This window comes from Brevundimonas sp. (genome assembly GCF_035626535.1).
GTDB lineage: Bacteria > Pseudomonadota > Alphaproteobacteria > Caulobacterales > Caulobacteraceae > Brevundimonas.
The window spans coordinates 13,245-34,951 of record NZ_DASPNO010000063.1 but is presented as its reverse complement, the minus strand read 5'-3'; the positions used below and the strand labels follow the sequence as shown (position 1 = coordinate 34,951).

General features: G+C 70.4%; 18 protein-coding genes. 13 read left to right on the top strand and 5 right to left on the bottom strand.

Features of this window, described 5'->3' with window-relative positions; genetic code table 11:
- Window positions 1-2: 2 nt before the first annotated feature.
- The 5 genes from VEC04_RS10020 to VEC04_RS10000 all read right to left on the bottom strand — a co-directional run bounded on the left by VEC04_RS10020 (window position 3) and on the right by VEC04_RS10000 (window position 6,821).
- Window positions 3-971, bottom strand: a complete 969-nt coding sequence (locus VEC04_RS10020) for a DUF979 domain-containing protein (protein WP_324776381.1) — start codon at window positions 969-971, stop codon at window positions 3-5.
- On the bottom strand, window positions 968-1,681 hold the full coding sequence (locus VEC04_RS10015) for a DUF969 domain-containing protein (RefSeq protein WP_324776379.1): 714 nt from the start codon (window positions 1,679-1,681) through the stop codon (window positions 968-970). Before VEC04_RS10015 ends, VEC04_RS10020 begins: the two co-directional genes overlap by 4 nt.
- A 63-nt stretch (window positions 1,682-1,744) precedes the next feature.
- Window positions 1,745-5,377 (bottom strand): hydantoinase B/oxoprolinase family protein, encoded by a 3,633-nt coding sequence (locus tag VEC04_RS10010; protein WP_324776377.1) that lies wholly within the window; start codon window positions 5,375-5,377, stop codon window positions 1,745-1,747.
- 212 nt (window positions 5,378-5,589) lie between these two features.
- Entirely contained in the window at window positions 5,590-5,961 is a 372-nt protein-coding gene (locus tag VEC04_RS10005) for a helix-turn-helix transcriptional regulator (RefSeq protein WP_324776374.1), read from the bottom strand.
- 89 nt (window positions 5,962-6,050) lie between these two features.
- Window positions 6,051-6,821, bottom strand: coding sequence for an A24 family peptidase (locus tag VEC04_RS10000; RefSeq protein ID WP_324776372.1), 771 nt, complete (start codon window positions 6,819-6,821; stop codon window positions 6,051-6,053).
- 283 nt (window positions 6,822-7,104) lie between these two features.
- Here VEC04_RS10000 and VEC04_RS09995 point away from each other — a divergent pair, with 283 nt between their 5' ends.
- From VEC04_RS09995 to gspM, 13 genes are all read left to right on the top strand, one after another.
- Entirely contained in the window at window positions 7,105-8,616 is a 1,512-nt protein-coding gene (locus VEC04_RS09995; protein ID WP_324776370.1) for a hypothetical protein, read from the top strand.
- A gap of 82 nt (window positions 8,617-8,698) precedes the next feature.
- Window positions 8,699-11,323: a TonB-dependent receptor domain-containing protein gene (locus tag VEC04_RS09990; protein WP_324776368.1), complete on the top strand. Its 2,625-nt coding sequence runs from the start codon at window positions 8,699-8,701 to the stop codon at window positions 11,321-11,323.
- Between the two features lie 161 nt (window positions 11,324-11,484).
- The gene (locus tag VEC04_RS09985; protein ID WP_324776366.1) at window positions 11,485-12,327 is read left to right on the top strand and encodes a type II secretion system protein N; all 843 of its coding nucleotides are present in this window, start codon (window positions 11,485-11,487) and stop codon (window positions 12,325-12,327) included.
- Window positions 12,324-14,411, top strand: a complete 2,088-nt coding sequence (gene gspD, locus VEC04_RS09980; RefSeq protein ID WP_324776364.1) for a type II secretion system secretin GspD — start codon at window positions 12,324-12,326, stop codon at window positions 14,409-14,411. The genes VEC04_RS09985 and gspD overlap by 4 nt, the downstream gene beginning before the upstream one ends.
- 7 nt (window positions 14,412-14,418) lie before the next feature.
- Entirely contained in the window at window positions 14,419-15,930 is a 1,512-nt protein-coding gene (gene gspE / locus VEC04_RS09975) for a type II secretion system ATPase GspE (RefSeq protein WP_324776362.1), read from the top strand.
- Window positions 15,930-17,147 carry a type II secretion system inner membrane protein GspF gene (gene gspF / locus VEC04_RS09970; protein WP_324776361.1) on the top strand — a complete coding sequence of 406 codons (1,218 nt, stop codon included), beginning with the start codon at window positions 15,930-15,932 and terminating at the stop codon, window positions 17,145-17,147. Before gspE ends, gspF begins: the two co-directional genes overlap by 1 nt.
- An 89-nt stretch (window positions 17,148-17,236) precedes the next feature.
- A complete protein-coding gene (gene gspG, locus VEC04_RS09965) occupies window positions 17,237-17,677 on the top strand; it encodes a type II secretion system major pseudopilin GspG (protein ID WP_324776359.1) in 441 nt (146 codons plus the stop codon).
- On the top strand, window positions 17,646-18,203 hold the full coding sequence (locus VEC04_RS09960; protein WP_349255594.1) for a GspH/FimT family pseudopilin: 558 nt from the start codon (window positions 17,646-17,648) through the stop codon (window positions 18,201-18,203). The genes gspG and VEC04_RS09960 overlap by 32 nt, the downstream gene beginning before the upstream one ends.
- The gene (gene gspI, locus VEC04_RS09955) at window positions 18,196-18,546 is read left to right on the top strand and encodes a type II secretion system minor pseudopilin GspI (RefSeq protein WP_324776355.1); all 351 of its coding nucleotides are present in this window, start codon (window positions 18,196-18,198) and stop codon (window positions 18,544-18,546) included. The genes VEC04_RS09960 and gspI overlap by 8 nt, the downstream gene beginning before the upstream one ends.
- Window positions 18,543-19,133, top strand: a complete 591-nt coding sequence (gspJ, locus tag VEC04_RS09950; protein ID WP_324776353.1) for a type II secretion system minor pseudopilin GspJ — start codon at window positions 18,543-18,545, stop codon at window positions 19,131-19,133. The genes gspI and gspJ overlap by 4 nt, the downstream gene beginning before the upstream one ends.
- The gene (gene gspK / locus VEC04_RS09945) at window positions 19,133-20,125 is read left to right on the top strand and encodes a type II secretion system minor pseudopilin GspK (protein ID WP_324776351.1); all 993 of its coding nucleotides are present in this window, start codon (window positions 19,133-19,135) and stop codon (window positions 20,123-20,125) included. The genes gspJ and gspK overlap by 1 nt, the downstream gene beginning before the upstream one ends.
- Window positions 20,122-21,231, top strand: a complete 1,110-nt coding sequence (gene gspL, locus VEC04_RS09940; protein WP_324776350.1) for a type II secretion system protein GspL — start codon at window positions 20,122-20,124, stop codon at window positions 21,229-21,231. Before gspK ends, gspL begins: the two co-directional genes overlap by 4 nt.
- Entirely contained in the window at window positions 21,228-21,704 is a 477-nt protein-coding gene (gene gspM / locus VEC04_RS09935) for a type II secretion system protein GspM (protein WP_324776348.1), read from the top strand. The genes gspL and gspM overlap by 4 nt, the downstream gene beginning before the upstream one ends.
- Window positions 21,705-21,707 lie beyond the last annotated feature (3 nt).

Here is a 21,707-nt window from a genome sequence, read left to right as displayed (position 1 = left end):
ACTCAGAACCGGAAGGCCAGGGCATACATCAGCACGATGTTGATCGCGAGCAGGGCGGCGGCGGTGGGCAGCTGCGCCCGGATCACGCCATTGAACGGCGCGTCGCGGTCCGGCAGGTCGAGCAGGGCGGCGGGCACGACGTTGAAATTGGCCGCCATGGGCGTGGTCAGGGTGCCGCAGAAGCCGGCCAGCATGCCGATGGCGCAGACGATCGCCGGGTTCCCGTCGAACTGCATCACCACCAGCGGCAGGCCGACGGCCGCGGTCATCACCGGGAAGGCGGCGAAGGCGTTGCCCATGATGAAGGTGAACAGCGCCATGCCGACACAATAGGCGACCACAGCCACCAGCCGGGTGTCGAGCGGCAGATAGCTGGCGAACAGCTCCCCGATCCGGTCGCCGACGCCGGCTATGACGAACACCGCCCCCAGCGCCGCCAGCGCCTGGGGCAGGATGCCGGCCCAGCCGACCGAGTCCATCAGCCGGCGGCCCTCCTGAAGCGGGGCGAGGACCGGCGGCCGCAGCCAGACCATGGCCCCGGCGAGGGCGAGGGCGACCGCCAGTCCGAGGGCGATGATCGTCGGCTGCTCGGCCCCGAACAGGGGCGCACCGAACAGCGAGACCCTCTCCAGAACCAGCACGCCGAGGACGGCGACGGCGGGGATCATCAGGGCCGGGACGAACAGCCAGTTGCCGCGCCGTGCGGCGCTGGCGGCGCGCTTTTCCGGGGTGGTCGTGTCAGGACGGCTCTGGCCGAGCAGGCGAAGGCCGGCGAGGGCGGCGAGGGCCAGCACCAGCACGCCGTTGCCGAGGTCGCCCAGATACGAACCGAACAGGAAGCTGACGGCCAGCAGGCCCCAGAAGGCCGCCGTGCCGAACCTGCGCGGATGGTCGCGGTCCAACATGGTCAGAACCGAGAAGGCGGCGAAGGTCAGGCCGGCGAAGATGTAGACCCAGTCGAGCGTGATCATTGGCCGCTCTCCCGTCCGCTCTCGCGTGCGATCGAGCTGTCGAGCCGGATCAACCGTACCCCGTGGATGAGGAGGGCGGAGATGGCGGTGGGGATGGCCCAGACCGCCAGTTGCCACGGCTCGAGCAGGATGCCGTTGGCCTCGAGGAAGCCCTTGATCAGCAGGATGGAGGCGATGGCGAAGAAGATGTCCTCACCGAAGAAGAGTGCGATGTTGTCGACCGCCGCGGCGTGCGCCCGGATGCGATGGCGCAGGGCGTCCGGCAGGTCGCCATAGCGGGTCTCGGCCGCCGCCTCGGCCATAGGCGCGATCAGCGGCCGGACCATCTGGGGATGACCGCCCAGCTTGGTCAGGCCGGCCGCGGCGCTGATCTGGCGCAGCACGAAATAGGCCAGAAGGATGCGGCCGGTGGTGGCCGAGCGCACCTTGCCGACGAGGGCCCGGGCCTGTTCCTGCAGGCCGAAGCGCTCGAGCAGGCCGATCAGCGGCAGCACCAGCCAGATGACGCTGATGTAGCGGTAGTCGTTAAAGGCCTTTCCAAACGCCGCGATGGTGTCGAGCGCCGCCTGGCCCAGTTCGGCGACTCCCACGCCCGGGGCGACGGCCGCGGCCGTGCCGGTGACCACCGCCGCGGCGAGGATCACGGCCAACGGGTTGAGCCGCGCCACGAAGCCTGCGACCAGCACCGCTATGCCCAGCAACACCCACATGGATCAGCCTCCCCCGGTCCGTGGCGGAGAGTTGCGCGGTTTGACCCGTCGGGGAAGGGGCGATCAGGCCTTTCCGTAGCCGCCGCCCCCGGGGGTTTCGATGACGAAGACATCGCCCGGAGCCATCTCCGCCTCGGCGGTGGAACCGAGGAGTTCCCGCTCCCCATTGGCGCGTTCGATGCGGTTGACGCCCGTCGCGCCAGCCTCGCCCCCGGCAGCGCCGAACGGGGGGACGCGGCGCCGGTTGGACAGGATGGCCGCCGTCAGGGGCTCGAGGAAACGCACGCGTCGCACGGCCCCGTCGCCGCCGCGGCTCGCCCCGTTTCCACCCGAACCGCGGCGGATGGAGAACTCCTCCAGCAGGACCGGGAAGCGGGTTTCCAGCACCTCGGGATCGGTCAGGCGGCTGTTGGTCATGTGCGTCTGGACCGCCGGGGCGCCGTCGAAGCCGGGGCCCGCGCCCGAGCCGCCGGCGATGGTCTCGTAATACTGCCGGGCGTCGTCGCCGAAGGTGAAGTTGTTCATCGTGCCCTGGCTGGCGGCGAGCACGCCCAGGGCGCCGTAGAGGCAGTCGACCACGGCCTGGCTGGTCTCGACATTGCCGGCGACGACGGCGGCCGGGTAGCGGGGGTTGAGCATCGAGCCCTCGGGAACGATCAGCCGGATCGGCTTCTGGCAGCCCTCGTTCAGCGGGATGGTGTCGTCGACCAGGGTGCGGAAGACGTAGAGGGTCGCCGCCCGGGTGATCGACAGGGGTGCGTTGAAATTATTCGGTCGCTGGTCGCTGGTTCCGGTGAAATCGACCACGGCGCTTCGGGCCATTGCGTCCACATCGATGCGGACCTTGATGACCGCGCCGTCGTCCATTTCCAGCGCGAACGACCCCGGTTTCAGCACCGCGATGGCGCGGCGGACGGCCTCCTCGGCATTGTCCTGGACGTGGCCCATATAGGCGGCGACGACCTCGCGGCCGAATTCGGCGACCATCCGGGTCAGCTCGTCGGCCCCGCGGGCGCAGGCGGCGACCTGGGCCTTCAGGTCGGCCATGTTCTGACCGACGTTTCGGGACGGGTAGCGGCCCGAGGCGAACAGGGCGCGGGTCTCCGTATCCCTCAGCCGACCGGCGTCGACGAGCAGGAAATCGTCGATCAGCACGCCCTCTTGCTCGACCGTGCGCGACGCCGGCGGCATCGATCCGGGCGTGATGCCGCCCACGTCGGCGTGGTGTCCCCGCGCGGCGACGAAGAAGGCGGGCGCGTAGTCGGCCTCGAGGAAGACCGGCATGATCACCGTGATGTCGGGCAGGTGGGTCCCGCCGTTGTATGGCGCGTTCAGCATGTAGACGTCGCCGCGCTGCATGCCCCGTCTATCGGCCCGGCCGCCGCGCGAGCGGATGACGGTGCGGATGCTCTCGCCCATCGAGCCGAGATGGACCGGGATGTGCGGCGCATTGGCGATCAACGCGCCGCCCGCGTCGAAGACGGCGCAGGAGAAGTCGAGCCGCTCCTTGATGTTGACCGAATACGCCGTGGCCCGCAGGGCCTCGCCCATCTGCTCGGCGGCGGCCATGAAGCGGCTGTTGAACACCTCCAGCATGATCGGGTCGGCGTCGACGCCGAGGGCGGCGCGGCGGGGCAGGGGGGCGACCCGGACGAGGATCAGGTTGAGCGCGTCGTCCACCGTGGCGCGCCAGCCGGGTTCCAGAAGGGTCGTGCCGGTGTCCTCCAGAATGATCGCGGGACCGTCGACGGAAGCGCCGGGGCCGAAGGCGTCGCGGCGATAGACCGGCGTGTCGTGATCGGCGCCGGCCATGCGCACCGGAACGCGGGCGACGGCTGCGGGCGCTTCGACGGACCCGCCGGTGGAGAGGATGGAGGCCGGCTGATCGGACGCGGCCACCGCCTCGGCCTCCAGGGTTTCGACGACGAGCGCCTTGTCTTCGGCGAAGAAGCCGAAGCGCCGGCGGTGCAGGGCCTCAAACGCGTCCCGCATCTCCGTGGCCGGCCCGAACGGCACGGACAGGGACGTGTCCGAGCCGGCGAATTTAATCTCGGCGCGGACGAGGGCGGCGACCGACAGGTCGTCGAAGCCCTGCGCCGTCAGCAGGCCGCGCGCCTCGGCGATCAGGGCCTCGGCCCGGCCGCTCATGGCCGTATCGCCGGCGGCTTCCAGCGGCGCCGCCACGGTCGCCTGCCGGATGGCCCTGACGTCGGCCAGTCCCATGCCGTACGCGGACAGCACGCCCGCGAACGGGTGCAGCATCACCCGGGTCATGCCGAGCGCGTCGGCGACGAGGCAGGCGTGCTGACCGCCAGCGCCGCCGAAACAGTTCAGAACATAGCGGGTGACGTCGTAGCCGCGCTGGATCGATACCGACTTGATCGCCTCAGCCATGTTCTGGACGGCGATGGTGATGAAACCCTCGGCGAGCGTTTCCGGTGTCGTCTCGCGGCCGGTGGCCTTCGCGACGTCTGAGGCCAGCGCTTCGAACCGTTCGCGTACGGCGTCCGCGTCCAGCGGCTGGTCGCCGTCCGGGCCGAAGACAGCCGGAAACTGGTCGGGACGCAGCTTGCCGAGCATGACGTTGCAGTCGGTCACGGTCAGAGGGCCGCCGCGGCGGTAGGCGGCCGGCCCCGGCACGGCGCCGGCGGATTCGGGTCCGACGCGAAGGCGGGAACCGTCGAAGCGGCAGATCGAGCCGCCGCCCGCCGCCACCGTATGGATGCCGAGCATGGGCGCACGCAGCCGGACACCTGCCACGACCGCGTCCGAGGTCCGCTCATAGTCGCCGGCGAAATGCGACACGTCGGTCGAGGTGCCGCCCATGTCGAAGCCGATGACCCGATCGAAGCCGGCCGCACGCGCCGTCTGCGCCATGCCGACGACGCCGCCCGCCGGACCCGACAGGATGGCGTCCTTGCCCCGGAACGCCCCCGCCGCCGTCAACCCGCCGCTGGACTGCATGAACAGCAGCGGCGCCGCCTCGCCCAGATCGGCGCCGACGCGGTCGACATAGGCGCGCAGGATCGGCGACAGATAGGCGTCGGCCACGGTGGTGTCGCCGCGCCCGATCAGCTTGATCAGCGCCCCCACCTCATGGCTGACCGAGATCTGTTCGAAGCCGACCTCGCGGGCGACTACGGCGAGCCGCGCCTCGTGGGCGGTGAAGCGCCAGCCGTGCATCAGGACGATTGCGATGGCCCGAAGTCCCGCGGCATGCGCGGCGGCCAGGTCGGCGCGGGTCCGGGCTTCGTCGAGCGACTGCTCCACCGTCCCGTCGGCGCGCACCCGCTCGTCGATTTCGACGACCCTGTCATAGAGCTGCTCGTTGAGAACGATGTGCCGGGCGAAGATGTCGGGCCGGCTCTGCCAGCCGATCCGAAGCGTGTCGCCGAAACCGCGGGTGATCGCCAGCACCGTCGGCGCGCCCTTGCGCTCCAGCAGGGCGTTGGTCGCCACCGTGGTGCCCATGCGGATGCTGTCGACGCGGCCCGGCGGCAGCGGACCGGGTCCGGCGCCCAGGATGCGGCGCACGCCTTCGACGGCGGCGTCGGCGTACTGTTCCGGATTGTCCGACAGCAGCTTGCGCGTCTCGAGCCGTCCGTCCGGTGCCCGGGCCACGATATCGGTGAAGGTGCCGCCCCGGTCGATCCAGAACCGCCAGCCGTGGCGCGCGAAGGTCGAGGGCGCAGGCATGAGGTCGCTCCGGCGGGTGGGCTCGTCAGGCCGAGCTCTGAAGCGCCCCAGATAGCGGGTCGGGCGGCCATCCGTCCAACCGGCAGTCGAGGCCGGACCGAGCCGTCGGCCGGACGGCAATGTCGCCGTCATGGGCCAGCGTCACCTGCCGCGCCAGGCTCAGGCCGAGGCGGGCGCCGTGCGGCCTGGTGGTGAAAAGGCGCAGGAAAGCCCTAGGGTCGGCCCAGTTCTCTCGCCAGGGCGACAAGAACCGCACGCTTCGAAGGCGGGAGCCGGCCGGTGATACGGGCGATTTGCAGGACAACCCGTGTCTCCGGATCTTCGGCGGAACCGCTGTCGAAAGCGTCGCCGATCAGCACCCTCAAGGGTGTCTCCAGGGCGTTGGCGATCTGCACCAGCCGACCGAACGGCACCGCCATCTCGCCCGTCTCGTAGCGCTGGATGAGTTGGTGACCGCCTCCGACCGCGGCGGCCAGTTCGGCGAGTGTCAGCCCCCTGGCTGAACGGGCGAGCGCGATGCGCTGGCCCAGCAGGCGGTTGCTACGGGCCTCGGCCGTTCCGTCGGATTTGCGCTTGGTGGTCATCTATCCCGGCGTCCCCGTCCGCCGGAACTAGCGCAGCCGCAACTCAGATTTGTGTCGTTTCGGGGAAGGTTTGCCGGAGCCGGTGCGGATCAGTGAGAAAGGCCCAGTGGCCCCAGGAGCCAGGTCAGCCAGACGCCGAGGGCCAGAAAAATGCCGAATGGCATGCGGTCCGAGCCGGAGACTCTGGCCCCTGTAAGCAGGCGCGCGACGACGATGCTCAGTCCCGCCAGAGCGGCCCAAAGCAGGATGCTGGGCAGACCGATCCACCCGGTCCAGGCGCCGCCGGCGGCGAGAAGAAAAGGGTCGCCGCCTCCCAGGCCGTCACGGCCCCGGACCAGACGGTAGGCGTGGCCGACAAGCCAGAGGCCGCCGAAGCCGACCACCGCCCCTGTCAGGGATTCGACGAAGGTAAGCGGGTGCAGGACGGTGGCGGCGAGGAGCCCGCTCCCGAGCAGGGGGAGGGTCAGGCGGTCGGGAAGCCAGAGATGCTCGCCGTCGACCACCGCGATCAGCAGGAGTTGCCAGCCGAGCAGAGCCGTCAGCAGGGCGGCGGCGATGGTCGGCTGGGTCAGGGCCGCATAGACGCCGATGGCGGCGCAAGCGAACTCCATGAGCGGGTAGCGGATCGGAATCGCCGCGCCGCAATCGACACACCGGCCCCTGGAGACGGCGTAACTCAGCAACGGAATCAGCCGCCATGGAGCCAACGGCCGATCGCACCCGCGGCAAGACGAGCGCCCGGCGACAAAGCCTTCGCCCCGGGGAAGACGCAGGCTGACGAGGCCGACGAAGCTTCCGGCCAGCAGACCGGCGCCGAAGAGCCCGAAGGCGAGCAACATCGGACCCGTGTCGGTCGTCATAGATTTTCCTCGCGGTGTCACACACGGATTCAGTGGCTCAGACACCTCCGCGGCCATCGCCTCTACCCTCGATCTGTGACGATCCTGCCGTACCGGGACGGTGTTTCACTGATCGGCCAAAACAACTTCACAGAGGTGCGCCGCAACCGTCACGGTTCGGCGGCCACCCTGTCACAACCGGATTCTAACGAGAGCGCCGGGCAGGGGGCGAGTTTCGCCGCGACGGGGCAGCGTGTCCGGTCGTCCTGCCGAATGATCCTTTGGACCAGACACGGTGGACACGATGACCGGCTTTCGACTGACAACCCTGCTCGCGCTTTCGGCCAGCGCCCTGGCGCTCGCCGCCTGCGGATCGGCCGAGGTGGCCTCGCCAGGCGAGGGCGACTTCGGCGGCGGCGGCGGCGGCGGCGGCGGCCCGACGCCGCTTCCCCCCGGCACCCCCGCCGCGGATTGCCCGACCGGCTTCGCCAACGTCGGTCTCGTCGCCGCCAACACCCTGCGCGTCTGCCAGCTGCCGCAGCAGATCCTCGGCGCCCTGACGGTGCCGCTGCGCGCCGGCACCATCTACTCGATCAGCGGCCGCACCGAGGTCGGCACCGACCGCGGCATCGACGCTGCCTCGCCGACCCCGGGCAGCGCCCAGGGCATCCTCACCATCGAGCCTGGCGTGCGCATCTTCGCCTCGGGCGGTTCGGACTACCTGATCGTCAACCGGGGCTCGCAGATCTTCGCCGAAGGCACCGCCACCCAGCCGATCGTCTTCACCAGCCGCCAGAACGTCGAGGGCACGACCACCGAAACCTCGCAAGGACAGTGGGGCGGCCTGGTCATCGCCGGCCGCGCGCCGCAGGCCAACTGCCAGCTGACCGCGCCGGTCACCTGCACGGGCACCGTCGAGGGCACCAGCGCCTTCTACGGCGGCAACACGCCGTCGGATAACTCGGGCCGGATCCGCTATGTGCAGATTAAATACTCGGGCTTCGAGATCGCGCCGGGCAACGAGCTTCAGGGCCTGACCATGGCCGGCGTCGGCTCGGGCACCACGGTCGACCACGTCCAGATTCACAACAGCTCGGACGACGGCATCGAGATCTTCGGCGGCAATGTGAACCTGCGCCACCTGGTCATCACCGGGGCCGACGACGACGGCCTGGACACCGACACCGGCTGGCGCGGCGGGGCCCAGTTCGGTATCGTCACCCAGCGTCCGCCGAACGCCACCAGCCGCAGCGCCGGCTTCGAGTTCTCGGCCGCGCCGGCCTCGACGCCGCTGGCCTCGCGCTACGTCTCCCAGCCGAAGATCGCCAACTTCACCCTGGTGGGCCGGAACTCGCCGACCAACGCCCACACGGTCGCCCACTTCGACACGGGCACGGACGCCACGGTGATCAACTCGGTGTTCACGAACGTGGCGGGCTCGGCCTCGGGCTGCCTCGACATCGCTGACGCAGACACCGAAACCAGCATGCCGACCTTCACCTCGATCTATATGTCGTGCGGCATTTCCTATCGTCCGGGCGGCAGCGCCGCGCGGTCGCAGTCGGTGTTCACGGCCGGGACGGGCAATACGCCGGCCGGCGCCTCGACCCTGACCGCTCCGGCGTCGGGAACGAGCCTGAGCAACCAGGTGCTGACCTTCATCAACGGCGCCAACGAGACGGCGGTCACGCCGGCCAACGCCCCGGCGGTCTATCCGTTCTTCACGGCCACGACCTACATCGGCGCCGTCCAGAACGCCTCCGACACCTGGTGGCAGGGCTGGACCTGCGGCCTGACGTCGGGCGCGACCTGCTGACCACGGACGCGCGGCGGCGGCTCGATCCTTGAGCCGCCGCCGGCTTTCGCCCCGTCCGTTGAACTCCTCCAAGGCGCAGAACATGAAGACCGCCTCCCTGACACTTATCGGGCTCCTGTTGGCCACCAGCGCGCTGCTAGCGCCCGGCGCCGCATACGCCCAGATCCAAACCGCACTGCCCGGGCCCGACCCGACCACCGAGGTGGATGAGGTCGTGGTGCTGGGACGGCACATCCCGGAGCCGAACCGCGAGAGCTCCGAAGTCGCGGCCTTCCTGACCGCCGAGGATCTCGAGCGAACCGGTGATTCCAGCGCCGCCGCCGCCCTGACCCGGGTGACGGGCCTGACCATCGTAGAGGGCCGGTTCATCTATGTGCGGGGTCTGGGCGAGCGCTACTCGTCGGCCCTCTTGAACGGTTCGCCCCTTCCCAGCCCTGAGCCCTTGCAACGCGTCGTGCCGCTGGACCTGTTTCCCGCAAGCATCCTCGAGAGCGTGACGGTCCAGAAAAGCTATTCCGCCGACTTTCCGGGCGAGTTCGGCGGGGGCGTGATCGACCTGCGCACCATCGACGCGCCTCGCGATCCCTTCTTCAGCTTCTCGGCCTCGATCGGCGGCAACACCGAAACCACGAACGAGGAAAGTCTGATCTACTACGGGTCGCGCACCGACTTCACGGGGTTCGACGACGGCACGAGGGATGTGCCCGGCCCCATCGCGCTGGCCTTCAGCTCCGGTCGGCAGATCAACCGGGCGAATTTCTCGACCGACGAGTTGCAGGCGATGGGCCAGTCGCTCGTCAACGCGCCTCTGCGCCTGCTTCAGCGTGAAACCACGCCGGTCAACTTCGGGTTCGATGTCGCGGGCGGGCTGTCCAGCGACAGCAGCCTGGGCACACTCGGGTTGATCGGCGTGGCCGGCTACAGCAACACCTGGAGCACCCGGCGCGGCTTCCAGGAGGAAGGCCAGTTCTCCGGCGACGCCATCGTTCCGGTGACCAGCAAGGCGTTCGAATCGAACCAGAACGATCTGCAGCTGAACCTCCTCGCCGGGCTGTCGCTGACCGTTCAGGACCACGAGCTGAAGTGGACCAACCTCTACGTCCGCAGCACCACCAAGGAAGCCCGGACCAGCGCTGGTCCGGACCTCAGCGTCGGCGGCGGCATCCTGCGCGACGACTACACCGAATGGTTCGTCCGCGAGTTGCTCTCCAGCCAACTGGCCGGCGAGCATTTCTTCATGGATGGGGCGCTGGAGTTCGCCTGGCGCGCCGCGTGGGCCCATACCTCGCGTGACGCCCCCTATGAGTCCCGTTTTCAGTACGGGGTGAACGCCGACGGCGACTACATCCACAATCCGTCCAACCTGATCTCGTTCAGCGAACTGGACGAGGATGTGGTCTCGGGCGGGGCCGACGTCCGCTACGCCCTGCCGCTTTCCGACGCCCGTGAGGCGGTGTTCAGCCTCGGCGTGGCGTATATGGACACGACGCGGGAGGCGACCCGGCACGATCTTCAGCTGGCCGCGGTCAGCGGGCTGACCGACGAACAGCGCCGGTCCCGGATCGACTTCCTGTTCTCCGACTTCAACATCAACCCGACCACGATCGAGCTGCGGCAGGTCTCGGGCACCAACGGCGCGGGCGCCTATGACGCCGGCCTCGAGGTCGCCGCCGTCTACGCCCAGGTCGACGCCGAGATCCTTCCCCTGCTTCGCACCACCGTTGGCGTCCGCTTCGAGGACAGCCGTCAGACGGTGACGCCGCGCGATCTGTTCGGCGGCACGACCACCTTTGCGGCCAGCGAGCTCGAGGCGCAATACTATCTGCCCTCCTTCACCGCGACGTGGAATTTCGCCGAGGATCAGCAGGTCCGGCTGGGGGCCTCGCAAACCATCGGCCGGCCCCAGTTCCGCGAACTGGCGCCCCAGTCCTACATCGATCCGGAAAGCGACCGCGAATTCACCGGCAACCCGTTCCTGGTGGACACCGAAATCCTCAATCTCGACGCCCGGTACGAGTGGTATTTCGCCCGGCAGCAGTATCTGACGGCCGGCGTCTTCTACAAGGATCTGGACAAGCCGGTGGAGTCGGTCGTGGTGCTGACCGGCGACCAGCGCCAGCAGTCCTTCCTCAATGCGCCCAAGGCCACGGTCTACGGCGCCGAGGTCGAGGCCAAGAAGTATTTCGAGTTCCCCGACGCGGGCTGGTCCTTCGTCGCCAACAAGCGGTGGTTGGTGCAGGCCAACTACACGTGGTCGACCTCGGAGGTGCAGGTCGACGCGGATGACGTGGTCTTCACCCAGGGCGGCGGCGGGGCCCCGGAACAGGCGTCCTTCTTCATCGCCGACGGCAGCCGGCTGCAGGGTCAGTCGGACCATGTCGCCAACCTGCAGATGGGCTGGGAAGACGACACGGCCCGGTCGCAGGCGACGATCATCGTCAACTACGTCAGCGAGCGCATCACCGCCCGCGGGGCCGGCGCGGCGGGCGCCCGGGAGCCCGACTACATCCAGGACCCCGGTGTCTTCCTCGACTTCGTCTACCGCAGGGATTTCGAATACGCGGGCCGCGACCTCGGCTTCGCCCTCGAACTGCGCAATCTGCTGAACACCGACTACGACGAGTTCCAGGAGCTGGGAAACAGGATCCGGATCAACAACTACGATCTCGGATCCTCGGCCACCGTCAGCCTGACGGCCCGGTTCTGACGACCCCCGGGACACCTGATTGCAGAAATGCGGCAGTTGATCCGCACCCGCCCTAACCGTCACCGCAAGTTCTCCGCACCGTCATCGCCCCGTGAAGCCCGGGCACGGACGATTGGTCTAGGACGCTTTCGGGCCGTCGAGGCCCGTCGGGGCCTGCGATCGTGATCGGCGCAATTCGCAACTGGAGCACGGGAGTCCGCGAGGCTGTCGCCGCCCGCCCGGACCGGGTCCGGAGCGCCGTGGAGGCGGCCCTGGCCCTGTTGCTGATCGTGCAGCTGGGGCGGCTGGTCTGGATCGCCGTCGAGCCGGTCGACGCCCCGGCCGCCCCGGTGACGCGACCGGAGGTCAAGCCGGTCGACTACTCCGTCTTCCGGCGCTTCGACGCCTTCTTCCGCACCGGCGGGCAGAGCAGCCTCGCCGAGGACACCGCCGCGGGCAGCAGCCAGATGCGGCTGTTCGGCGTGCGCTCGGACGGCGCAGGCGGCGGCTCGGCCATCATCGGTCTGGCCGACGGCCGTCAATTGTCCGTGGCCGTGGGGGAAGCCGTCGAGCCCGGCCTCGTCCTACAGTCGGTGGGCGCCGACCACGTCGTGCTGGCGCGCGGGAGCTCGCTGAGCCGCCTGATCTTCAGCGACCTTCCGGTCGGCGCGGCGCCCCCGCCACCGCCACCGCCCGTACCGCAGACCATGACGCCCGCACCGGCGAGCGCGCCCGCGCCGGTCCAGGTCGATCCCGTCCGGCTGATGACCGAGGCGTCGCTGCGTCCCCGCATGCAGGGGATCGGGGTCAACGGCTTCACCGTCTCCTCGAACGGGAACGGCGCCGCACTCCTCGCGGCGGGACTGCAACCCGGCGACGTGATCCTGGCGGTCAACGGACAGCCGCTCGACCGTCTCGACCGCCTCGCCGCCCTGCGCGGCCAGCTTTCCGGCAGCGCCAGCGCCGAAATCCGCTTCGAGCGGGACGGCGCGGTTCAGACCACCACCATAAGGACAGGCCGTTGAAGCGATCGATCCGCAGCGTCCTCGGCGTTTCCCTCGCGGCTCTCCTGAGCGTGGAGGGCCCGCTCGCCGCAGCGCCCGCCCTGGCCCAGTCCGGCGAGCGCCAGACCCTCAATGTTCAGGGCGCCGACATCCGCGCCTTCATTCAGGACGTGGCCCGCTCGACCGGCCGCACCTTCATCGTCGATCCGGCGGTGACCGGCGCCGTGACGGTGACCAGCGACCGGCCGCTGTCGCGCGCCGAACTGTTCGAGGTCTTTCTGTCGACCTTGCGCGCTAACGGTCTGGTGGTGACGCCGACCAGCTCGGGCGCCTACCGCATCAGCCCGGCCCTGGGCGCCGCGCAGGGTCCGGCGACGGTCGGCTCCGAGCGGTTCGCGACCGAGGTCTTCCAGCTCCGCAACATCGACGCCGCCTCGGCCGCCGAGACCATCCGTCCCCTCGTCGGCCCGCAGGGACAGGTGCTGCCCAACGCCGGCGCCAACAGCGTCGTCGTCGCCGATTTCGCTGACAATCTGGCGCGCATACGGGCCCTGATCGGCCGTATCGACGTCGACCGCACCGGCTTCGAGGTGGTGACGCTGGAGAACTCCTCGGCGCACGAGATCGCCGCCGTCCTGCAGAGCGTGCTCGCGCCGCCCGGCGGTCAGCCAGGGCAGGGAATGGTCTCGGTCACGCCCGTCGAAAGCTCGAACTCGGTCGTGCTGCGCGGCGATCCGTCGGCCGTGGCGCGGGTGCGGCCGCTGATCGAGGACCTCGACCGCCGCGCCGAGTCCGCAGACGACGTCAATGTCATCTTCCTGCAGCACGCCAACGCCGAGGCGCTGCTGCCGGTGCTTCAGCAGATCGTCGGCCAGCCGCCCACCGCGGCCGGCGCCACTGCGACGCCAGGGGCCGGGCGGGCCGGCGAGGTCGATGCGGCGTCGGCGGCCGTTGCGCCCGTGGCTGCGCCGGTTCCCGGCCAGCGCGCCACCATCGCTCGCTTCCCCGGCGCCAACGCCCTGGTCATCTCGGCCTCGGGCGACACCCAGCGCATGCTGGCCGAGGTCATCCGCCAGCTCGACCAGCGCCGCCAGCAGGTGTTGATCGAGGCCATCGTCGTCGAACTGTCCGACAACGCCGTGCGCGAACTGGGCGTGCAGTGGCTGCTGGCCGGCGAGGACGGCAACCCGATCGGCCTGACCAACTATTCGGATCGCGCTTCACCGTTGGTCCCCATTGCCGGCGGCGCGGCGGCGGGCCAGCTCGACGAGGACGACCCGCTGCGCGAGCAACTGCAGGAGCTGGCGCTGAACAGCCTTCTGGGCGCCAACGGTTTTGTCGGCGGCGGCGGCGGACGGATCGGCGACGGCCTGTTCGGTTTCATCATCAACGCCGCCAAGACCGACGACGGCTCCAACCTGCTGCAGACCCCGTCGCTGATGACGCTGGACAATGAGGAGGCGACCATCCTCGTGGGGCAGGAGGTGCCGATCACCACCGGCGAGACCCTGCTGGACGGCAACTCCAACCCGTTCCGCACGACCCAGCGCCAGGATATCGGCGTCAAGCTGATCGTCCGGCCCCAGATCAACGCCGGCGGCTCGATCACCTTGTTCCTGCGTCAGGAGGTGTCCAGCATCAACGGCGTGCTGACCAACTCGGCCAGCGACCTGGTGCTGAACAAGCGCGAGCTGGAGACCACGCTGGTGGTCGACGACGGCGATATCGCAGTGGCCGGCGGCCTGCTGGACCAGAACGACCGCCTGTCGGTCGACAAGGTGCCGGGCTTCGGCGACCTGCCGGTCGTGGGCGGTCTGTTCCGCTCCACCAGCCGGCAGCGCGGGCGGACCAATCTGATGGTCTTCATCCGCCCGACGATCATCCGCTCGCCGGCCGAGGCGCAGGCGTTGAGCGCCGACCGCTGGGGCTATATGCGCCAGCAACAGCTGAACAATGCCCCCGGCGTCGAGCCCGGCCTCGACGAAATGCTGCGCGACTACATGCGGACCCAGCCCCCGGCCGCGCCCGCGAACACCGTCGCCGCGCCCGTCGGCGAGGTGACGATCTCGCCGCTGCCGCCGCCCCTGCCGTCGTCGCAGGAGTGAGGACGGCATGATCACCCCCGTCAATCCGACGCTGCCCTACGGCTTCGCCAAACGGCACGGCGTCATCCTGCTGGACGCCGGAGAGATCGCCCTTGTAGGGCTGCGCGAGGGGGCCGACCCGACGGCCTTGGTCGAGACCCGCCGGGCCGTCGGGCGATCTCTGCGGGTCGAATGGCTGGGCCAGGCCGAGTTCGACCGGCGCCTGTCGCAAGTCTATGCCGGCGATCACCTGAGCGCCGCGGACGACGATCTGGACGTGCCGTCCGGACTGGACAGCCTGATCGACGACATACCCGCCGCCGCCGACCTGCTCGACACCGTCGACGACGCCCCCGTCATCCGACTGATCAACGGCATCATCGCCGAGGCCGTGCGGATCGGCGCCTCCGACATCCATCTGGAGCCGTTCGAAAGCGCTCTGACCGTGCGCATGCGCGTCGACGGCGTGCTGCGCGAGGCCTTGTCGCTGAACCCCCGGATCACTCCGTTGCTGGTGTCTCGGATCAAGGTCATGGCCCGGCTCGATATCGCCGAAAAGCGGGTGCCGCAGGACGGCCGCATCCCGCTGGCCCTGGGCGGCAAGACGCTGGATGTCCGCGTCTCGACCCTGCCGTCGCGCGCCGGCGAACGGGTGGTGCTGCGCATCCTTGATAAGGACCACGCCGAGCTGACCCTGGACCAGTTGGGCATGACCGGCGAGACGCTGGACGCCTTCCGCTCCGCCTTGCGCGAGCCCAACGGCATCATCCTGGTCACCGGACCCACCGGGTCGGGCAAGACCACCTCGCTCTACGCCGGCCTGTCGCTGCTGAACGACTCGACCCGCAACATCCTCACCGTCGAGGACCCGGTCGAATACGCCATCGACGGAGTCGGTCAGACCCAGGTCAACGCCAAGGTCGGCATGACCTTCGCCGCCGGGCTGCGCGCCATCCTGCGTCAGGACCCCGACGTGGTCATGGTCGGCGAGATCCGCGACGTGGAGACGGCGAGCATCGCCGTGCAGGCTTCGCTGACGGGCCACCTGGTGCTGTCGACGGTGCACACCAACGACGCCGCCGGGGCCATAACCCGGCTGCGCGACATGGGGGTCGAGCCCTTCCTGCTGGCTTCGACGCTGCGTCTGATCGTGGCCCAGAGGCTGGTGCGGCGGCTGTGCGCCGCCTGCCGCCGGTCGGAGCCGGCGGATCGCGCCACGGCGCGGCTGATCGGCGTCAAGCCGGGTGAGCCGGTCTGGCGCGCCCAGGGCTGCGACCGCTGTCACCAGACCGGCTATGTGGGGCGCGTCGGCCTGTACGAGGTCATAGCGGTTGACGACCGCGTCCGCCGCCTGATCGCCGCCGAGGCCGATGAGGACGCCATCAACGCGGTGGCCTTCGAACGCATGGACACCTTGTCCCAGCGGGCCCGCGCCTTCGTCCTTGGTGGCCTGACCTCGGTCGAGGAAGCGGTGCGGGTCACGCGGCGGGAGACCGCGGCGCCGCACGGCGAGATGCTCGCCAGCGAGGCGGCGGCTTGATGGCGGCGTTCGACTATGTGGCGGTGGATGCCGGCGGACGCACCCTTACGGGTGCCCTGAACGCCGCTGACGAGAACGTGGCGCGAGCCCAGCTCAAGCGGCGGAAGCTGATGCCGCTGGAGATCAAGCCGGCGCGCGCCGCCGTCGGGCAGACGGGCCGTCCCGCGGGGGGCAAGGGCGGCAAGCTCAACGCCAGGACCCTGGCCCTGACAACCCGCCAGCTCTCCACCCTCGTCTCGGTCGCGCCCATCGAGGAGGCGCTGCGCACCATCGCCGTGCAGGCCGACCGCCCGGCAGTACGCCGGGTTCTGGAGGGCGTCCATGGCGGGGTCATGGAGGGCCGCCGGCTCTCGGACGCCATGGCGTTGCAGAGTCAGGCCTTCCCGCCGCTCTACCGGGCCATGGTTTCGGCCGGCGAGACCTCGGGCGCGCTGGAGCCGATCCTGCAGCGCCTCGCCGACGGCCTGGAGCGGGACCAGACGGTACGCGGCAAGGTGATCACGGCGCTGGTCTATCCGGCCGTGCTGGCGGTGGTGGCGCTCGGCGTCATCGGCGCCCTGATGACCTTCGTGGTGCCGAAGGTGGTCGACCAGTTCGACAGCATGAACCAGACCCTGCCGTTGCTGACGCGTCTGGTCATCGGCGTCTCGGACCTGATGCGCGACTGGGGCTGGCTGGCGGGTCTGGCCGTAATGCTGGTGGTGCTTGCCGGCGCCGTCGCCCTGCGCAATCCCGCGATCCGGCTCCGGGCTGACACGGCCCTGCTCCGCCTGCCGCTGGTCGGCCGCCTGATCCGCGACCTGCACGGCGCGAAGATGGCGCGGACGCTGGCGACCATGATCGCGGCGGGCCTGCCGGTGCTCGAAGGCCTGACCATCACCGCCCGCACCGTGTCCAACCGGGCCCTGCGCGCCGCCACCGAAACCATGGCCGGCGCCGTGCGCGAGGGCGGAAGCTTGTCCGCCGCCATGCGCCGGGCCGACGTCTTTCCGCCGATCCTCGTCTACATGACCGCCTCGGGCGAGAGCAGCGGCCGGCTTGAGCCGATGCTGGAGCGCGCCGCCGACTATCTCGAGCGCGAGTTCTCGACCTTCACGGCCGTTATGCTGAGCCTCCTCGAGCCCGCCATCATCGTCGTCATGGGCGGCGTGGTCGCCATGATCGTCCTCTCGATCCTCCTGCCCATCCTTCAGATCAACACCCTGGCCATGGGGTGAGGAAGTTGAACATGTCTCCTGGTCCTGACGCCCGCCGCGCGGCGGCTCACTTCTTGAGGACGACCTGGCGCGTCCGCGCTCAAGCAGCGTTGCGCCGCGCGCAACGCGATAGCGCCCAAAAACGAGCGGGGTTCACCCTGGTCGAACTGATGGTGGTCATCGTCATCATTGGTCTGCTGGCCACCGTGGTCGCCATCAACGTTCTGCCCAGCCAGGACAGGGCCATGGTGGGCAAGGCGCGGGCCGACATCTCGGTGCTGGAGCAGGCCATCGAAACCTACCGCCTCGACAATCTGGCCTTCCCCGACGACCTGCAGGCGCTTGTCTCCGCCCCCGCTGGCCTCGCCCGGCCCGAGCGCTATCGCCAGGGCGGCTACGTCCGCCGCCTGCCCGAGGATCCTTGGGGCAATCCCTATCTGTACCGCCGGCCCGGCGCGCACGGCGGCCAGTTCGACGTCTTCTCGTACGGGGCGGACGGTCGCGAAGGGGGCGAGGGCAATGACGCCGACCTCGGCAACTGGCAGGCCTAGCGGCGCTACCGCTCGCGACGCGGTCGCTCACTGCCTGAGCGCGGTTCGGGATCGCGCTCAAGCAGCGCCGCGCCGCGCGCGGCGCGATAGCGCACAGGCAAGAGCGGGTTTCACCTTGGTCGAGCTGCTGATGACGGTGGCCATCATCGGGCTGGCGGCGGGCGCCGTCGTGCTGTCGGTCCCCGATCCGCGACCCTCCATTTCGGAAGACGCCGAGCGCTTCGCCGCCCGCCTGTCCCGCGCGCGGGAGGAGGCGGTGCTGTCGAACCGGCCGGTGGCGGTCGAGGCGACGGCCGCGGGCTATGCCTTCTCGACCTTCGACGGCGTCGAATGGTCACCTCTGACCGACGGCCCGTTCGGACCGGAGGCGTGGAGCGAGGGAGTGTCCGTGTCGCCCGCCGGGCCGGTCCGGCTGGTGTTCGACCCCACCGGCGTCGCTGAGCCTGCCACCGTCACGCTCAGCCGCGAGGGGCGCGCCTCCCGCATCGCCGTCGACGGCGCGGGAGAGGTGATCATCGATGGCTGATCGCTCCGGCTTCACCCTGATCGAACTGCTGGTCGCCCTGGCCGTGTTTAGCCTCGCCGCCATGGCCCTGCTCAACCTGTCGGGAGAGAGCACCCGCTCCGCCGCCCGGGTGGAGACGCGGACGCTGGGCGGCGTGGTCGCCGAGAATCTGGCGGTGGAGGCGATGATCGATCCCCGCCTCGCCGAAGGCGAAACCGGCGGCGTGGTCCCGCTGGCGGGCCGCCAGTGGCGCTGGAGCCGGTCGGTGCGAGGCGTCGAGGCCGGCCTGCTGCGCATCGATATCGCGGTGGCGACCGACGAGGGGCGGGCCGCCGACCGCGTGCTGTTCCGGGCGCGGCCATGACCGGTTCCCACGCCGGCTTCACCCTCGTCGAGGTGCTCGTCTCGCTGCTCGTCTTTGCCCTGATCGCCGCGGCGGGGGCGACGGTGCTCAGCCTGTCGATCGACAACCGTTTCGCCATCAAGGCTGCCTCGGACCGGACCGCGGACCTGCAGCGGATGCGCAGCCTGCTGAAGGCCGATCTGGGTCAGGCGGCGGCGCGGCGCTCGCGCGGGCCCGCCGGCCGTCCAATGCCCCTGCCGATGGGCGGTCCGGCCGCGCCCGGCGATCCGGTGCTGGTCCTGACCCGGGCCGGCTGGACCAACCCGGGCGAACAGCCCCGCCCCTCGCTGCAGCGGGTCGAATACCGGCTGGCGGAGGATCGGCTGGAGCGGCGGGTCTCGACCCATCTGGACGGCGCGCGGCCGGGTCCGCCGCAGGTCCTGTACCGTGGAGTGCGCGACCTCACCGTGGCCTTCATCAAGGACGGGCAGGAGGCGCCCGCCTATATCACCACGTCCGAACGGCCCCTGCCGGACGCGGTGCGGGTCAGGATGACGCTGGATGGCTACGGCCCGGTCGAGCAGCTTTTCCTCGTGGGAGGCGGCTGATGCGGCCGGCGTCGCGAACCGATGGCCGCGAGGGCATGGCGCTGCTGACGGTTCTGCTGCTGGTCGCGGTGATGTCGGTGGTCGCCGTCGCCGTGCTCGACGACGTGCGGTTCTCCGTCCGCCGCGCGACCAACGCGGAGATCCAGGCCCAAGCCCAGTGGTACGCTTCCGGCGCCGAGGCTCTGGCCCGTCGCCAGGTCGCGCGCCTGCTCGCCGCCGGCCCAGCCCGCACGCCGCTGCAGCCGGAGTGGAACGGCCGCCAGCTGGAGTTTCCCCTCGAGGACGGCTCGATCAGCGCGGTGGTCACCGACGGCCAGGCCTGCTTCAACCTGAACAGCCTGGTCGAGGGCGTCGGCGAAGACCTGATGGCGCGTCCGCTCGGGACGGCGCAGTTCCTCGCTCTCGGCCGGGCCGTCGGCGCGCCCGAGAGCCGTATGCGCGCCGTGGCCGACGCTCTCACGGACTGGCTGGACGCGGACGGCGTCTCGCGGCCGTTGGGGGCCGAGGACGGCGCCTATGCGGGTCTGGCGACGCCGTATCGCACGGGCGGCGTTCTGCTGGCCGAAGTCAGCGAGCTGCGCGCGGTCAAGGGCGTCGACGCCGATCTCTACCGCCGCCTGCGCCCGTACGTCTGCGCCCTGCCGACCAGCCGCCCGTCACCGCTGAACGTCAACACCCTGACGCCGGAGCAGGCCCCGCTGCTGATGATGCTGACCAACAACGCCCTGGGCCGCGAGAGCGCGCGCGCCGTGATTTCGCGCCGGCCGCGGGACGGTTGGCCCGATGCCGCCGCCTTCTGGGCCCAGCCCGCGATGGCCGCGGTCGAGATCCCGGCGGAGGCGCGCGAACAGGCTGCCGTCCTGACCCGCTATTTCAACCTCCGCATCGAGGTCGACTACGGCGGCGGGCGCGCCGTCCGCACCGCCCTCCTGCACGCACAGCCAGACGGCGCGGTGCGGACTGTCATCCAGCGCTGGACTCCTGAAGAATGAAACCGATCCGCCTCGTCCTCATCCCCGCGCTCGCCGGCCAGCCGGCGCCATTCATGATCGTCGCCCCTGACGGCGGCGTGCTCCACCGGGGCCAGCTGGCGCCCGACGCCGTCGAACGGCCCGCACCGATGCGCACAGTCGCCGTCTGCCCCGGCGCCGACGTTTCCGTTCACTGGCTGGATGATTTGCCGCCGGGCGGCGCGGCCCAGCTCCGCGCCGCGGCGGCGTGGCGGCTGCGTGACGAACTGGCCGCCACCTCTGATCGGGTGGCGACGGTCGTCGGCCCGCCCGTCGGCCCCGATCAGCCGCGTCTGGTCGCCGTGGTCGGTCAGGGACTTCTGCAGGCGTGGTCGGGCTATCTCGAGGCGCTGGGTGTTCGCGCCGACGTCATCGTGCCGGACATGCTGACCCTCGCCGAGCCTGACGACGAGGACGGGGTGACGGCGGTGACGTTCGGCGACAGCGTGGCGCTGCGGGGGCGGCGCTTCGCGGCCACGGTCCAGCCCGACCTCGTCGACATGGTTGTCGGCGAGCGGCGGGTGATCTCCGTCCGGGATTCCTTCGAAGTCGAACGGGCGCTGGTGACCGCCGCGCGGTCGCCGGTCATCAATCTGCTCGACGCCGGCGCGCGTGACCGGACCGGGGCGCGGGTCGGCTGGCGCCGGGCGACCGGGTTGGCCGCCGCCGTCCTCGTCTCGCCCCTGATGCTGACCGCCGCCGTGGCCGCCCGCGACGACATGGGTGCGCGCAGACTCAGGACTGATGCTGTCGCGGCGGTCGCCGCTGCGGCGCCCGATCTGGCGCGGGAGGCGGACCCGGTCGCCGCCCTTCGCCGCCGGGCCACCTCGGCTCCGCCGCCCGGCGGCGTGACGGCCGCCGCGGCCGCGCTGTTCACCGCTGTCGAGGCTGTCGAGGGGGCCGAGATCGACGCGCTCGTCGCCACGCCGGACGACGGCGTGAAGGCCACGCTCAGCCACCCCACCTGGTCGGACATGGAGGAGATCACCCGCCGGATGGCCGACATCGGTATGGCCGTGACGGTCACAGCCACCCTCGAGGACGCCGGCCGCGTGGTCAGCGACATCAGCATCGGAGCGCGCCCATGAACCGGATTTTCGCGCAACTTCATCAGGCTTGGGACGGCCGCACGCGCCGTGAGCAGCGGATGCTGGCGGCGATGACCCTGCTCGTGGCGGTGGTGGTCCTGTGGCTGGGGGTGGTCCGCCCGGTGACCGGCTGGCGGGACGAGGCGGCCCGCGACCGGGCGCGCGCCGAAACCGACCTCGCCGAGGTCCGCGCCGCCCTGAACCGCCTGGCGCCGGCGGCCGCCGGGGGGGCGCGTGCGAACGACCTGCAGGGTCTGGAGCCGGTCGTCCGGCAGACGGCGGAGGCGGCGGGGCTTCAGATCATCACCGGTATGGATGCCTCGGGCCGTCTCGGCTTCAGCACGGCCAATGCCCCGGCCGCCGCCGTTTTCGGTTGGCTGGCCGCCCTCGAAACCACGCACGGCGTACGGCCCTCCAGCCTTGGCGTGATCGAGAACGCCGACGCCTCGCTGCAGGTCGAGGGGGCGTTCTGAACC

Excerpts from the sequence above, each read along its gene's own strand:
- gspK (WP_324776351.1), top strand. The coding sequence starts at position 19,133 with ATGCGGCCGGCGTCGCGAACCGATGGCCGCGAGGGCATGGCGCTGCTG.
- gspL (WP_324776350.1), top strand. The coding sequence starts at position 20,122 with ATGAAACCGATCCGCCTCGTCCTCATCCCCGCGCTCGCCGGCCAGCCG.
- gspJ (WP_324776353.1), top strand. The coding sequence starts at position 18,543 with ATGACCGGTTCCCACGCCGGCTTCACCCTCGTCGAGGTGCTCGTCTCG.
- VEC04_RS10020 (WP_324776381.1), bottom strand. The coding sequence starts at position 971 with ATGATCACGCTCGACTGGGTCTACATCTTCGCCGGCCTGACCTTCGCC.
- gspF (WP_324776361.1), top strand. The coding sequence starts at position 15,930 with ATGGCGGCGTTCGACTATGTGGCGGTGGATGCCGGCGGACGCACCCTT.
- VEC04_RS09990 (WP_324776368.1), top strand. The coding sequence starts at position 8,699 with ATGAAGACCGCCTCCCTGACACTTATCGGGCTCCTGTTGGCCACCAGC.
- VEC04_RS10005 (WP_324776374.1), bottom strand. The coding sequence starts at position 5,961 with ATGACCACCAAGCGCAAATCCGACGGAACGGCCGAGGCCCGTAGCAAC.
- VEC04_RS10000 (WP_324776372.1), bottom strand. The coding sequence starts at position 6,821 with ATGACGACCGACACGGGTCCGATGTTGCTCGCCTTCGGGCTCTTCGGC.
- gspI (WP_324776355.1), top strand. The coding sequence starts at position 18,196 with ATGGCTGATCGCTCCGGCTTCACCCTGATCGAACTGCTGGTCGCCCTG.
- gspM (WP_324776348.1), top strand. The coding sequence starts at position 21,228 with ATGAACCGGATTTTCGCGCAACTTCATCAGGCTTGGGACGGCCGCACG.
- VEC04_RS10010 (WP_324776377.1), bottom strand. The coding sequence starts at position 5,377 with ATGCCTGCGCCCTCGACCTTCGCGCGCCACGGCTGGCGGTTCTGGATC.
- VEC04_RS10015 (WP_324776379.1), bottom strand. The coding sequence starts at position 1,681 with ATGTGGGTGTTGCTGGGCATAGCGGTGCTGGTCGCAGGCTTCGTGGCG.
- gspE (WP_324776362.1), top strand. The coding sequence starts at position 14,419 with ATGATCACCCCCGTCAATCCGACGCTGCCCTACGGCTTCGCCAAACGG.
- VEC04_RS09960 (WP_349255594.1), top strand. The coding sequence starts at position 17,646 with ATGACGCCGACCTCGGCAACTGGCAGGCCTAGCGGCGCTACCGCTCGC.
- VEC04_RS09995 (WP_324776370.1), top strand. The coding sequence starts at position 7,105 with ATGACCGGCTTTCGACTGACAACCCTGCTCGCGCTTTCGGCCAGCGCC.